The sequence below is a fragment of the Enterobacter sp. EGD-HP1 genome (genome assembly GCF_000733275.2).
Taxonomy (GTDB): Bacteria; Pseudomonadota; Gammaproteobacteria; order Enterobacterales; family Enterobacteriaceae; genus Enterobacter.
This window is the reverse complement of sequence record NZ_AVOP01000001.1, coordinates 43,209-56,855: the sequence shown is the minus strand read 5'-3', so window position 1 is coordinate 56,855 and position 13,647 is coordinate 43,209. Positions and strand designations below refer to the sequence as shown.

At 54.0% G+C, this 13,647-nt stretch carries 14 protein-coding genes; 3 read left to right on the top strand and 11 right to left on the bottom strand.

Going from position 1 to position 13,647, the window contains the following annotated elements:
* Positions 1–110: 110 nt before the first annotated feature.
* From N037_RS00255 to bioD, 3 genes are all read left to right on the top strand, one after another.
* The gene (locus tag N037_RS00255) at positions 111–1,016 is read left to right on the top strand and encodes a LysR family transcriptional regulator (RefSeq protein ID WP_032638209.1); all 906 of its coding nucleotides are present in this window, start codon (positions 111–113) and stop codon (positions 1,014–1,016) included.
* A 121-nt stretch (positions 1,017–1,137) separates the two neighbouring features.
* On the top strand, positions 1,138–2,358 hold the full coding sequence (gene mlc / locus N037_RS00250) for a sugar metabolism global transcriptional regulator Mlc (protein ID WP_023335508.1): 1,221 nt from the start codon (positions 1,138–1,140) through the stop codon (positions 2,356–2,358).
* A gap of 130 nt (positions 2,359–2,488) precedes the next feature.
* Positions 2,489–3,184 carry a dethiobiotin synthase gene (gene bioD / locus N037_RS00245; RefSeq protein ID WP_023335509.1) on the top strand — a complete coding sequence of 232 codons (696 nt, stop codon included), beginning with the start codon at positions 2,489–2,491 and terminating at the stop codon, positions 3,182–3,184.
* Here bioD and clcB read toward each other — a convergent pair.
* The 11 genes from clcB to N037_RS24720 all read right to left on the bottom strand — a co-directional run bounded on the left by clcB (position 3,119) and on the right by N037_RS24720 (position 13,464).
* Positions 3,119–4,429: a voltage-gated ClC-type chloride channel ClcB gene (gene clcB, locus N037_RS00240; RefSeq protein ID WP_032638208.1), complete on the bottom strand. Its 1,311-nt coding sequence runs from the start codon at positions 4,427–4,429 to the stop codon at positions 3,119–3,121. The two genes, bioD and clcB, sit on opposite strands and share 66 nt — an antisense overlap.
* Positions 4,430–4,531: 102 nt before the next feature.
* The gene (gene osmV, locus N037_RS00235; protein WP_032638207.1) at positions 4,532–5,680 is read right to left on the bottom strand and encodes an osmoprotectant ABC transporter ATP-binding protein OsmV; all 1,149 of its coding nucleotides are present in this window, start codon (positions 5,678–5,680) and stop codon (positions 4,532–4,534) included.
* A complete protein-coding gene (osmW, locus tag N037_RS00230) occupies positions 5,680–6,327 on the bottom strand; it encodes an osmoprotectant ABC transporter permease OsmW (RefSeq protein ID WP_023311514.1) in 648 nt (215 codons plus the stop codon). The genes osmV and osmW overlap by 1 nt, the downstream gene beginning before the upstream one ends.
* Before the next feature lie 8 nt (positions 6,328–6,335).
* Positions 6,336–7,235 (bottom strand): osmoprotectant ABC transporter substrate-binding protein OsmX, encoded by a 900-nt coding sequence (gene osmX, locus N037_RS00225; RefSeq protein ID WP_032638206.1) that lies wholly within the window; start codon positions 7,233–7,235, stop codon positions 6,336–6,338.
* An 18-nt stretch (positions 7,236–7,253) separates the two neighbouring features.
* Positions 7,254–7,964, bottom strand: a complete 711-nt coding sequence (gene osmY, locus N037_RS00220; RefSeq protein WP_032638205.1) for an osmoprotectant ABC transporter permease OsmY — start codon at positions 7,962–7,964, stop codon at positions 7,254–7,256.
* Positions 7,965–8,239: 275 nt separating this feature from the next.
* The gene (locus N037_RS00215) at positions 8,240–8,977 is read right to left on the bottom strand and encodes a YoaK family protein (RefSeq protein ID WP_032639100.1); all 738 of its coding nucleotides are present in this window, start codon (positions 8,975–8,977) and stop codon (positions 8,240–8,242) included.
* Between the two features lie 155 nt (positions 8,978–9,132).
* Positions 9,133–9,756, bottom strand: a complete 624-nt coding sequence (locus N037_RS00210; protein ID WP_023335515.1) for a glutathione S-transferase family protein — start codon at positions 9,754–9,756, stop codon at positions 9,133–9,135.
* Positions 9,757–9,815: 59 nt separating this feature from the next.
* Positions 9,816–11,054: a His-Xaa-Ser system radical SAM maturase HxsC gene (gene hxsC, locus N037_RS00205; protein WP_050511204.1), complete on the bottom strand. Its 1,239-nt coding sequence runs from the start codon at positions 11,052–11,054 to the stop codon at positions 9,816–9,818.
* Complete coding sequence (hxsB, locus tag N037_RS00200; protein WP_032638204.1) at positions 11,051–12,508, bottom strand: His-Xaa-Ser system radical SAM maturase HxsB; 1,458 nt, start codon at positions 12,506–12,508, stop codon at positions 11,051–11,053. The genes hxsC and hxsB overlap by 4 nt, the downstream gene beginning before the upstream one ends.
* Positions 12,509–12,726: 218 nt before the next feature.
* Positions 12,727–13,104, bottom strand: coding sequence for a His-Xaa-Ser system protein HxsD (hxsD, locus tag N037_RS00190; RefSeq protein WP_023335519.1), 378 nt, complete (start codon positions 13,102–13,104; stop codon positions 12,727–12,729).
* Between the two features lie 45 nt (positions 13,105–13,149).
* Positions 13,150–13,464, bottom strand: a complete 315-nt coding sequence (locus N037_RS24720) for a hypothetical protein (RefSeq protein ID WP_155858047.1) — start codon at positions 13,462–13,464, stop codon at positions 13,150–13,152.
* Between the last annotated feature and the right edge of the window lie 183 nt (positions 13,465–13,647).

The following is a 13,647-nucleotide window of genomic DNA, read 5'->3' as shown; positions in this document are numbered from 1 at the left end:
GCTTAAACATCCCCGTGATTTCTGGTGACGGGTATGACCACATGTTCAGGGTAGGAAAATGTAAATATTCTGTCTAATATATTAATAATCTCAAATGATACTTTAAAAATATGAATATCGAGCTGCGTCACCTTCGCTACTTTGTCGCCGTCGCCGAGGAGCTGCATTTTGGCCGCGCGGCGGCACGGCTGAATATCTCTCAGCCCCCGTTAAGCCAGCAGATTCAGATCCTGGAACAGCAGGTCGGGGCGCGCCTTCTGGCCCGCACCAACCGCAGCGTGAGCCTGACGGCGGCGGGGAAGCAGTTCCTGATCGACAGCCGACAAATACTGAGCATGGTCGATGACGCCGCCGCTCGCGCAGAACGACTCTATCTCGGGGAGGCCGGAGAGCTAAGAATCGGGTTTACCTCGTCCGCGCCGTTTATCAGCGCCGTCTCGGAAACCCTTTCGTCATTTCGTCGTCACTTTCCGGATGTTCATATTCAGACGCGTGAAATCAACACCCGCGAGCAGATTGCGCCGCTGAACGAAGGTTCGCTGGATCTGGGCCTGATGCGTAACACCCAACTGCCGGACACGCTGGCCTGGGAGGTGATCCTGCGCGAGCCGCTGATGGCCATGATCCCACACGATCACCCGCTGGCGTCGCGTCCGAGGGTTTCGCTGGCAGAGCTGGCAAAAGAGCCGTTTGTCTTTTTTGACCCGCAGGTCGGAACGGGTCTGTATGACGATATCCTGGGACTGATGCGCCGCTACGATCTTGCCCCGGTCATCACCCAGGAAGTCGGGGAGGCAATGACCATTATCGGCCTGGTCGCGGCCGGGCTTGGCGTGTCTATTCTCCCGGCCTCCTTTAAGCGGGTACAATTGCGCGAAATGCGCTGGGTGACCATCGCCGAAGAGGATGCCGTTTCAGAGATGTGGCTGGTCTGGTCAAAACATCGTGAACAGAGTCACGCCGCGCAGCGCTTCAAACATCAGCTCATTACCGCGTCAGCAGGTCGATATTTATAGGGAAAAGTGGGCGAAAATGTGCGGTAAATCACATGGCTAAGTAAATATTTGACGACAGCCATGCAAGTGCTTCACCATAGCCCACAGTTTATTTCGAAGCTCGAAAATAAGGGAGTACGAGGTGGTTGCTGATAGTCAGCCAGGGCATATCGATCAGATTAAGCAGACCAACGCCGGCGCGGTGTACCGCCTGATTGATCAGCTTGGTCCGGTTTCGCGTATCGATCTTTCGCGCCTGGCACAGCTGGCACCCGCCAGTATCACCAAGATTGTCCGCGAGATGCTGGAAGCGCACCTGGTTCAGGAGACGGAAATTCAGGAGCCGGGCAGCCGTGGCCGTCCGGCCGTTGGGCTGGTGGTCGAGACGGAAGCCTGGCACTATCTTTCTCTGCGCATCAGCCGCGGGGAGATTTTCCTTGCGCTGCGCGATCTGAGCAGCAAGCTGGTGGTAGAAGACCGGCTTGAGCTGCCTCTCAACGCGAAGGAACCGCTCCTCGATGCGATTGTCTCGCACATCGATCGCTTCTTTATTCGCCATCAGCAGCGGCTTGAACGCTTAACGGCGATTGCCATCACCCTGCCGGGCATTATTGATACCGAAAATGGTATTGTCCACCGCATGCCGTTTTACGACGACGTCAAAGAGATGCCGCTGGGCGAGGTGCTGAAAAACCATACCGGCGTGCCGGTCTATATTCAGCATGACATCAGCGCCTGGACGATGGCGGAGGCGCTGTTTGGCGCGTCGCGCGGCGCGCGGGATGTGATTCAGGTGGTCATCGACCATAACGTCGGGGCGGGCGTGATCACCGACGGACGTCTTCTCCACGCCGGAAGCAGCAGCCTGGTGGAAATTGGCCACACCCAGGTCGACCCGTACGGCAAGCGCTGCTACTGCGGGAACCACGGCTGTCTGGAGACCATTGCCAGCGTGGAAAGCGTGCTGGAACTGGCGCAGGTCCGGCTCAGCCAGTCCATGAGCTCCTCGCTGCACGGACAACCCTTAACGGTGGATTCTCTCTGCGCCGCCGCGCGCGAGGGCGATCTGCTGGCGAAGGACATTATTACCGGCGTGGGGAACAACGTTGGCCGCATTCTGGCCATTATGGTGAACCTCTTCAACCCGCAAAAAATCCTCATTGGCTCACCGCTGAGCCAGGCGGCGGAGATCCTTTTCCCGGCGATCTCGGCCTGTATCCATCAGCAGTCGCTTCCCGCCTACAGCAAAAATATTGCGGTAGAGAGCACCCAGTTTTCCAACCAGGGTACGATGGCAGGCGCGGCGCTGGTCAAAGACGCCATGTATAACGGCTCGCTGTTGATCCGCCTGTTACAGGGTTAACTCTTTTCCGCAGATTTAAGAAAAATTGCGCTATCTCAAGCCGGGTAGCGCACGCATCCCGTAGACTTCCTCCACTGAATTATTTACCTGGTTTATATTTTCGAAGCATACCCAAGAGGTGGAGTGAGTCATGCTTAAGCGTTTCTTTGTTACTGGTACAGATACCTCTGTCGGCAAGACCGTCGTATCCCGCGCATTGCTGCAGGCGCTGGCAGCAAGCGGTAAACGCGTGGCAGGGTACAAACCGGTCGCAAAAGGCAGTAAAGAGACGCCAGAGGGATTGCGTAATAAAGACGCCCTGGTGCTGCAAAGCGTCTCGTCACTGGAACTGCCTTATCACGCGGTCAATCCCATTGCGTTAAGCGAAGAGGAGAGCAGCGTAGCGCACAGCGGCCTGATTAATTATCCCCTGTTGTCCGACGGCCTGGCGAACCTGAGTGCGAAGGTCGATCACGTCGTGGTTGAAGGGACGGGCGGCTGGCGCAGCCTGATGAATGACCTGCGTCCGCTGTCTGAATGGGTCGTGCAGGAGCAGCTTCCGGTGGTGATGGTGGTGGGTATCCAGGAAGGGTGCATCAACCACGCGCTGCTGACGGCGCAGGCGATCGCCAATGACGGCCTGCCGCTGGTTGGCTGGGTGGCAAACCGCATTAACCCTGGCCTGGCGCACTACGCGGAGATCATCGACGTGCTGAGCACCAAGCTGCCCGGACCGCTGGTGGGCGAGCTCCCTTATCTTCCACGCGCCGAGCAGCGCGAGCTAGCGCAGTACGTCGATCTCTCTGCCCTCGGTGGCGTGTTGACCGTAGATCGAGTCGTGGCGTAACGTCCGCGACAATACGGACGCCACCACGCAGGCGACCAGCAGGCCGGGCAGCAAAAAATACTGCCCGGTCATTTCACAGACCATCAGCGCCGACATAATGGGCGCATGCGTGGTCGCGGCAAGTAGCGTTGCCATCCCTGCCAGCCCCAGCAGAATCGCCGTTTCAGAATCCGGTAGCCACAGCGCGAACAGCTGCGCAAACAGCATTCCTGTCGCCATGCCGACAAACAGCGTCGGCGTAAACACCCCGCCCGGCGCGCCCGAACCGCTGCTCGCCAGTACCGCCAGTAATTTACAGACAAACACGCCGGCAATTACCGACAGCAGCGGCGGGGCGAGAAGAAAAGCCTGAACCACGCTGTAGCCATTCCCCCACACCTTCGGCGTCAGGAGGGACAGCAGCCCGACGATCGCACCGCCCAGCGCTAATTGCCACGGCGGCGAAAGCTTGAGGCGCAGGAAGAGACCGTGGCTGAACGCCATCAGCCACATCAGCAGCGGTCCGCAGAGACCTGCCACCAGCCCCATCGCGACCAGCAGGGCATAATCGGCTGCGGTGAGGATGCCGCTCAGATGGACCGCGTAGAGCGTACCGGCGCCCGGTGCCAGAAGCTGCGTGGTGAGAAGCGCCACCACCGCCGCGATAACCACGGGGCCGAGCGAGGCCAGCATCAGTGTGCCAAACAGAATCTCAGCAATAAACAGGCTTCCGGCTAAGGGTGCATGGTAGGCGCTGGCCATCCCGGCGGCGGCACCGCAGGCTATCCATAATTTCCATTCGGATTTGGGCGTAAAACGCCGGGCGAAAAAGGAGGCAGCGAGGGCGGCAAGCAGGATCATCGCCCCTTCACGCCCGATGGCGCTTCCGCTGGCAACGACCAGCAGCGACGCAGCGGACTTCACAAGGCTGGCGCCGTAGTCAAACTGGCCGTCATCGGTCTCCAGTGCTTCCATATAATCGGTAGGGGCGTGAGGCCGTTGCGCGGTCAGGCGCTGCCATCCCCAGAGCAGCAGCCCGGCAGCCAGCCCTCCCAGCGCTGGCGTCAGCGCGCGCCGCCAGGGCGAGAGCGACGCGGCGGCATTCACCAGGCTGCCGCTGTCGTTGCTGAGAAGCAGCCACTCCAGCAGGTACATGCTGTGGCGGAACACCGCAACGGCCAGCGCGGCCAGCACGCCGGTGACGGTGGCAATCAGGAGACGACGAAACATCGCGCGGATGTCGGGATACGTATGAAGACGTTGCATGAGTCGCGATTAAACGGGAACGATACAATATTGTGGCGGCAAATCGCGGGGTTAGCAAAAGGTATGCGTGCGAAAAAGCCGGGCGATGCCCGGCCAGAAAGGTTAGCTGTCGCTATGAATATTCAGCGCCCGGCGCGTGCGTCCGGAGCTCAGGTACTCGGCAATATAGTCCTGTGAAATCTCGCCGTTGTAGCGACCGTCCTCATCCACGATCGGCATCCAGCTGGTATTGCTCTCATACAGGCGTGAAAGCACCACGCGCAGGTTGTCTTCCGCTTTGCCGGTCATGCGGAATGGATGCAGGATGTCGGCGCAGGTACCGCTCGCGTTTCGCGCTTCGCGACGCTTCACAAAGCCCAGCGGCCTGCCGTCCTCGTCAACCACGGTAATGGCGCGAATATCATTATCATCCATGGTCGCAAAAGCGTCGGGAAGCGACGTAGAGCCCCGCACCGTAATGGTTGGCTGCTGGTCGGTGACGTCGCCCGCCGATACCAGCAGCAGACGCTTCAGGGTGCGGTCCTGGCCGACAAACGAGCCGACAAACTCATTCGCCGGTTTGGCGAGCAGTTCATCCGGGCTGGCGCACTGCACGATTTTCCCCTGACGGAACACCGCAATACGGTCGCCGAGCTTCAGGGCTTCGTCGATATCGTGGCTCACCAGCATGACGGTTTTTTTCAGCTTGCGCTGCATCTCCAGGAACTGGTTCTGGATCACCTCGCGGTTGATCGGGTCCACCGCGCCGAAGGGTTCATCCATCAGCAGTACCGGAGGATCCGCCGCCAGGGCGCGGATCACGCCGATACGCTGCTGCTGGCCGCCGGACATCTCGCGCGGGTAGCGATTCAGGAACTTATGCGGGTCCATCGCCACCATATCCATCAATTCTTCAGCGCGGGTTTTGCAGCGCGCTTTATCCCAGCCCAGCATGCGCGGTACGACGGTAATGTTCTCTTCGATGGTCATGTTCGGGAACAGGCCAATCTGCTGGATCACGTAGCCGATGTTGCGGCGCAGGGTGACGGTGTCCATCCCGCTGGTGTCTTCACCGTTAATCAGGATCGTCCCGCTGCTTGGGGTAATGAGGCGGTTAATCATCTTCAGCGTGGTGGTTTTCCCGCAGCCGGACGGGCCGAGCAGGACGCACATTTCCCCTTCGGGCACGTTCAGGTTGACGTTATCGACGGCCTTAAAGGTCTGGCCGTGCTTCTGTGAAAATTGTTTGGTGAGGTTTTCCAGTTTAATCATTATCGAATCCCCTTTGGAGTCAGAACCACCTGCAGACGGTGCAGCAGCCAGTCGAGCACAATCGCTAAAAGACAAATCATCAGCGCGCCGGCAATCAACATGCGAATATCGCTTCCGCCGATGCCGTTGAGCAGCAGCAGGCCCAGACCGCCCGCGCCGATCACGGCGGCAATCGCCATCACGCCGATGTTCATCACCACGGCAGTGCGGATACCGCCGAAAATCACCGGCAGCGCCATCGGGATCTCAACCCAGCGCAGGCGCTGCCAGAAGGTCATGCCGATGCCGCGCCCGGCTTCGCGCAGTCCCGGCGGCAGGCTGTCGAGCGCGGTATGGGTGTTACGCACAATCGGCAGCAGCGAGTAGAGAAACACCGCCGTAATGGCGGGCAGGGCGCCGATACCTTGACCGATCAGCGAAAACAGCGGGATCATCAGGCCAAACAGCGCGATGGACGGAATGGTCAGCACGATGGTGGCTATTCCCAGCACCGGCGTTGCCAGCCACCTGTGGCGGACAATCAGAATGCCCAGCGGTACGCCGATGATGATGGCTAAACCCACGGCCAGCGCCACCAGCCACAGGTGCTGAAGCGTCAGTGTTAAAAGGTAATCCCAGTTGTCCAGAATGTAGTGAATCGTCTCCATAGCGCCTCCTACAGCAGCTGTTTGCTACGCAGGAAATCGCGGGCGACCTGCTGCGGTGACTGATGGTCGATATCCACCTTCTTGTTCAGCTCGGTGATAACGTCGTTGTTGAGCTGGGCGGAAAGGGTGTTGAGCGCCTCTTCCAGACCGGGGTTGGCCTCCAGCGTGTCCTTACGCACCACCGGCGTCACCGCGTAGCTTGGGAAGAAACCTTTATCATCTTCCAGCACCTTGAGGTCGAAGCCTTTCACGCGACCGTCGGTGGTGTAAATCAGTCCGGCATCGACAAACCCGTCGCGCACGGCGTTGTATACCAGGCCCGGGTCCATCTGACGGATCTGTGGGCGATCCAGCTCCATGTTGTAGGCAGCCTGAAGCGGCTTCATGCCGTCGCTCCGTCCGGCAAACTCCAGGTCTAAGCCCAGCAGCCAGTTTTTGTCCGGGTTGGTTTTACGGATCTGCTCAATCTTCGCCACCATCTCCGACATGGTGTTGATATGTTCCGCCTCGGCGCGCTTGCGCTGCATGGCGAAAGCGTAGGTATTGTTCATGTCAGCGGGCTTGAGCCAGACCAGACCGTGCTTGGCGTCCAGGCGCTTCACCGTCTCGTAAGACTCCTGCGGCGACATGCGCTTGTTGATGTGGTTAAAGATGATCAGCGACGTGCCGGTGTACTCCCAGGTCATGTCAATCTGCTTGTTGATCATCGCGTTGCGGGAGATCACCGTGGCGATATTGGTTTTTGGCTGGACCTGAAAACCTTTCTTTTGCAGGTACTGTACGGTCATCGCCGAGAGAATATGCTGCTCGGTAAAGCTCTTGGTCGCCAGAATCAGCGGGGCCGCCATCGCCTGGCTGGTGAACAGCGCCGCGGCACACAGCGCCGTCAGGCCGGAAAACAGTCTCATAAAAGCTCCTTGTTATTGTTATCGAGCGAGATGGGGACTCATCACGCGACCCAGCGCCGCCAGCAGGGTATCGAGGATCAGGGCGAACAGGGCGGTGGCCGCCGCGCCGAGGATCAGGGTCGGGAAATCGTTCAGATAAATGCCTGGGAAAATCAGCTCGCCGTAGCTGCTGGCGCCAATCAGGAACGCCAGCGGCGCGGTACCGACGTTAATAGCGGTGGCGATGCGGATCCCCGAGAGCATGACCGGCCAGGCGGCAGGCAGCTCAACTTGACGCAGACGCTGCCATTTCGTCATCCCGATGCCGTTTGCCGCTTCCAGCAGCGACGGCGGGACGGAGCACAGCCCGGCGTAGGTATTACGCACTATCGGCAGCAGCGAGGCGAGGAACAGGGCGATGATGGCGGGCGTATCGCCAATGCCAATCACCACCATCGCCAGCGCCAGAACGGCCAGCGGCGGCAGCGTGTTGCCAACGTTGAAGATTTGCATCACGTATTCGGCGACACCCCGCGCGGCCGGGCGACTCAGCAGAATACCGGCTGGAATACCCACCAGCAGGGCAAAAAACATCGACGAGAAAACCAGAATCATGTGCTGTTGCCCGAGATAGACCAGGTCAACCTGGCGCGCCCTGATCGTTTCCAGCCCAATGCCCCAGACGAGGAGGGCGAGGACCACGATAATGGCGCCGACAAACAGCAGCGAACGTTTGAGTAATGGGTGCATTGCGGTGTGTCTCCCTGTGCGCATGCGTTATAGCAACCACCGGTTGCCTGTTGTTATGCCATGTTTCGGCAGGGGTATTTCACCTATAGCAAGCGTTTGGGAAGGGTTCCAGCGAAGGGGTAAAATCAGTAACCCTATGAAAACAGTGACAACCTCGGGTTAAGCCTTATGGCGTAAGGGCTGATGGAGGGGCAGGCAGAATAGTCCTAAAGCGATTCTCCAGATGTGACAACGTCACATCTGGAGGGCTCTTACGCCGAATATCGGCCGTTATCTTATAAAGAGGCACGAACCCGTCGAACCCGCGTCGAGACGGTGATAATTGAAACGATAGCGACCACGGCGAGCATCAACCCGAGCGCCAGCATGGCGTTAAATCCGATCCATCTGAACAGCAGCAGCCCCGCGATACCGCCCGTAATAAACGAGAACAGGGTGGTTAAATGGGTTTTCAACTGACTTTTTTGCGCCGCCGTATCTTTGGAGTAATCCCTGCGCAGCATCGCCACCATTACGGAGGCCAGGGATATCCCCGCGTCCGTCAGCGTGCCGGTAATGTGCGTCGATCTCACCCGTCCGCCGGAAAGCTGCGTGGAGGTGGAATTGTGAATGCCCATCAGGCCGCACAGAAAAAGAATAATCTCACGATTGCTGGTGAGGGCATGAAAATACATCTCATAGAAGGCGACGCCGGTCAGCAATATCCCCTCAACAAACAGGATCTGGCAAAAAATCAGCCTGAGGTTATGGATAATGCCCCATATTACAATCATGCGGGCAAGAATAGCGCCTGCGATAAAGGAGAGAATAATCGAGCCGAAGAAAATAATATCGCTCAAGTCGGTGGAGGAGACTTCGCTGGATAACTGTGAGGTGTTGCCGGTCATGTGTGAGGGGAAAAAGCCAAATGCCCCGAGGGCGATGGCGTTTAGCAAACCTGCCGAGGTCGCCAGCCAGAGAGCAAGCCGGCGATCCTCCTTATGCGTTCGTTCTTTCTTGAGTCTAATCAGCAAGAATACCTCCAGGATGAGCTTTGCCTGAATAGTCAGGCTAGCAAAGCGGTGCAACGGGCTGTCCAGGATATGGCTTAATTATTATTCCCTCTGGCGACTCTCAGGGTTTAGTAATTAAATAAAATAGCCTTGCTCAACATGGGGGTGTAAATACTTCACATCATGCCGTTATTGCCGTGACGCAAAAAAGCAGGGCGCTGGTTAAGACGTTCAAACCAGGCCTCAATCGCCGGCACGTCGGGTTTATTAAACGGCGTCATCTTCCAGCGATTCACCGACAGCCCAAGCACCACGTCCGCAAGAGTAAACGTCTCGCCCGCAGCAAAGGCCCCGGTGCGCTGCAGCTGGTTTTCCAGAATGGTGATGCAGTGGTTCCACTCTTTTATTCCCGCCGCAATGCGCTCAGGGTCGTTGAAGTCCGGGTTTTTACGCCCCAGCGCCGGGAAGACATAGCGCCAGGCGTTATTGAATTCGGTTGCCTGCCAGTCCATCCAGCGCTCAACGTTGGCGCAGGCCTGCGGTTCTGCGGGCAGCAGATCGTGACGTTCGGCCTTACGCGCCAGATAGCGGCAGATGGCGTTGGACTCCCACAGCACGAAATCGTCATCCATCAGCACCGGCACCATGGCGTTGGGGTTCAGGGCACGGAAGGCATCCGTTTCCGTTGAGGCAAAACCGCTGCCGTAATCTTCCTGTTGATACGCGAGGCCTGCTTCTTCGCAGGTCCAGAGCACTTTACGCACGTTGATGGAGGTGGTTTTGCCGAGGATCTTGAGCATAGTGCTGGTGTCCTTTAGGGGAATAAACGATCAAAACGATACACCAGATTGAACAGACTTTAACCTCCAAAACTCGGGTGTTTTCTCTCCTGGTCTGTAACAAAAGGACTGATACGGTTGGATAACCAAAATTTATCCGTCGATGAACTGAAGAAACCGCAGCATGTGACGCGTTTCACACAGGAGGCACAAACAGGGCTCCAGCTATTCTTAAAGTCGCTGATACTCTGTTTGCAATAGTCTCGAGTGTCTTCATTAACAATGCATAAAGGAAGGTTAAAGACCCTTACATCTATGCCATATAACTGAAAAATCTCGATTGTGGCGGATAGCGTATCTTTGTACTCCCAGGGATCGATAAATACGGCTTCCCGGTTCAGTTTTGCATATCCCATGTTCTCCATGCCCATAAGCGCTACATGCTTAACGAAAAAAAGATTTCGGGAAATAAATTCTGCCAGCGCAGTTAAATATTTTACCGTTACTTTGTTCAGTACAACGCGCAGTTCAATATCAATCCCGTGTTTGTAGCAATTTAACAAACCGGCCATTGTTTGATCAAAAGCCCCTGCGCATTGAACAACATAGTCGTGAATCTCTGAAACATGACCAAAGAGGGGGATGCCGGCGAGCAAATGATGATTACTTTTCTGTGCCAGACGCGCCGTGTAGTCCTCCTGGCTTAAGTAGCGGCCATTCGTCAGCAAGTGTATTAACGTCTGTTGGTTCCTTTCTGAAATCGCCTCAATAATATGAAGCAGTCCTTCGTTTAACATTGTCGGTTCGCCACCCGTAATACAGAGTGCTTCCGGAAAGTGCTTGTCATCAATCAGGGAAAGAGTTTTTAGGATCCGTTGCTCAGTATCACACTGGTTAATCGCTGATTCCGGTTTAGGAGGCTGCGGGCACATTACACAGAGGTTGTTGCAAACTTCAGTCACCAGGAATGCATTGTTCTGAGAGCGTGCACGAAATAAGCGATGGATCCGCCCCCGCTCGCTGATGGTTATTATATCGCCTTCACTGAATACAGTTTCTTCTGAAACGACGATAATCGGTGTCTCCACCTGTGAGATTAAGGCTTCAATGTTCGGATTGTTCTTTGTACAAATGATTGCGCGTACAGGGGGCAAAGCTGACAGTGGTATCGAGTTTCCCGAGGTCAGAAAGACAATGCTATCCGCTGTGATTTCAATTAATTCGACAGCGATTTTACCAAATAGCGCTGCCTTCAGGTGCCAGATGCTTTCTGCCTGAGTAGAAAGAAAAAGCGTATCGTCAGTGCATCGTGTTTTCATTTCATTCCCCATTGCATCAGAACACGACGGGTTTCGCGATCGCCTTCAACAAATCGTTTAATAACCATTGAAATAATACCTTTGTTTTTTAAACAGAAATCGTCTTTACCCGGATGACCATAAACTGAACCTGTTACCTGATAGCGGCGTATAGGGTCTGCGCCGCAGTAGGGTGCAAACGCACAGTCAGAACAGACGGGCAGGCAGTCATTGACTCCTGCAGAGGCAAGTTCTTGCATAGCTGAGCCAAAGAAAAGTTCTTCTGGGCTATTCTCAAAAACATTACCCATTTTAAAATGCCGATCGCCTGTTTCTGCCATCATTCGACTTTCATCGCTTGGGTAGATGTTTCCATCATAGTTATACAGTGTGACCCCAAAACCCGATCCGCAGGGGGACTGAAGATCCACAAAGCCCGTTGCCCAAGGCGTCATGAGCTTTTTCATGATCAATGCAGCATAGGATTCGCGAAATACAATTCCATCGTGATTAATGCGAATGATGTAATCGAGACTCTGCTCATAAAACGCCAGAAACTGTTCCGTGGTATACCCGATTTTATGGAAGTATTTTTGTGCGAAACCATAAGGATTAAGTTCGCGGATGAAAATACTGCGAAATCCCTGGTTTACATATTCATTTATAATCTCTTCAGCCATATCAAGGCTCTGCCGGGTCGTTGTCATCAGTGCGCTAACTCTGTCAAATGCATCACGCTGTTTGAGTTTATTAAGCGTAGAAATGAGTGCACTCCATGCACCTGATTTTGCGTATTTACGGTTAGCATCGTGCAACGCCTGGGGACCATCAAGCGATGTGCTGATTGAAAAGTTATGTTCTAGCAGAAAGTCGAGATCTTCGTCATTTAACTCGCACAAATTTGTGCAAACCACGAATTGGATATCTTTCCGGATATTTTTCCTGTTGACTACTGCGACGGCCTGACGGATGAGGCCCATATTCAGCGTGGACTCTCCACCCTGAAATTCAAGCGTAAGCTTGTCCGAAGGCATAGATAAGAATAAATCAATACTCTTTTCAAGCGTCTCCGGACTCATATCATAACGAGATTGATCGGACTGGCAGCTCTTACGAGAGGCCTGACAATAGACGCAGGAGTTGTTGCAACGAACGGTGAGGACAAAAATATGGAGCTGAGAAAAGTTTTCCAGAAATGATTTCTTTGTTCTGTATCGTGAGGAGAGTAATGCGATCTGGTTGTCATCGATGCCGTTACTGACTATGTGTTTGGCTTTCAGTTCATACCAAAGCGCTTCATCTTCAATCTTCTCCTTATTGATGAGCGTAGTGAGTTGTGAAGGGCTAATACACATCCACTCGCCATAATCAGTCGAAAGGAAATAGTTTCCATTATCCAGTTGGCTGAATCTGAATGGGAGGAGTTGATATGACTGAGAAGCAAACTCAGCGGGGGATTTAAATCTAACGCTCATTGTGCATGATGTCCTGTATGCTGAGATCAAGGATGTTAGTCAAGAAGGTATTGATAATGAGAGGTGCATCTGAGAGATATGCTTCATTGATATTCATCCTCAGACAGAACGCTTCTTTAATGGTAAACTCTACACTCAAATAATCGTTGAATTGTTGGGCTACATTCTCTACGGCGCTTTGAGTATAAAAATGTGGATCAAGCTTGATTATCATCGTCTTATACTACCGATTTTAGAATATTTTGAGTGTCAGCCTGTACCCGATTTTCAACAAACACGGCAGCCGGAGAGAATGCTTTCCTGACGATCTCTTCATGTAAGATTGACGTTTCATCATGAATAATTTGACGCATCTGGTTTTCATGGAGCAAATGTAAAAAGTGCTTTGCTACGGTATTGATATCACTATCGCTTTCGTTTTTTTTGTAGATATAGATACCGACATCTTCATTTTCTGATTTGACGGCATGAATGAAGAAATCATCAGTAAACGCGTAGCATGTTTTCATTATAGCTTCACGGCTATAGAGTGTTTTGTTTAGGGGCAACAAAAAATATTCCCCTAATTCATTCTTTCCATGTTTTAGGTGATCCATGAGCTTCTCCTTCCAGAATGGCCAGCCTGCAGCTGGCCTTGAGTGTTAGCACGTAGAGCCAGGTGTGCAGGAATAATGGCTGGAATGGCTTGCATGACTTGAGTGGCTGTAATGTGCCGCGAATGCTTGTCCATCCAGAGAGGGCTTAGCCAGTAAAACAGACGTACCAGGTTGCTGTACGCTGTTGCTGGTGGCAACCCTGGACTGCGTTGGTGCAATTGTTGGTGTACTGCTGCTGGCGAACGCTGGGGCGCTCGCACCCGCTATCACCCCAGCAACAATACCCGCAACGACAGGTACGATACTTTTACCTGAAAGTTCGTTGACAGAGCCTTTTACGACTTTTGGCAATGCTTTCATCTGTAATCCTTATCATAGAACGAGAGATAACAGGATTGTTATCGTGAATATGATAAGGCACTGTGATATTCGATTATTATAATATTTATGTTTGTTGTTTGATTTTAATCATACAGCGGGTAAATAGATTTATTTCAAATTGGACATTGAAAGTGATCATGTAAACATTAATTATGAACCGGG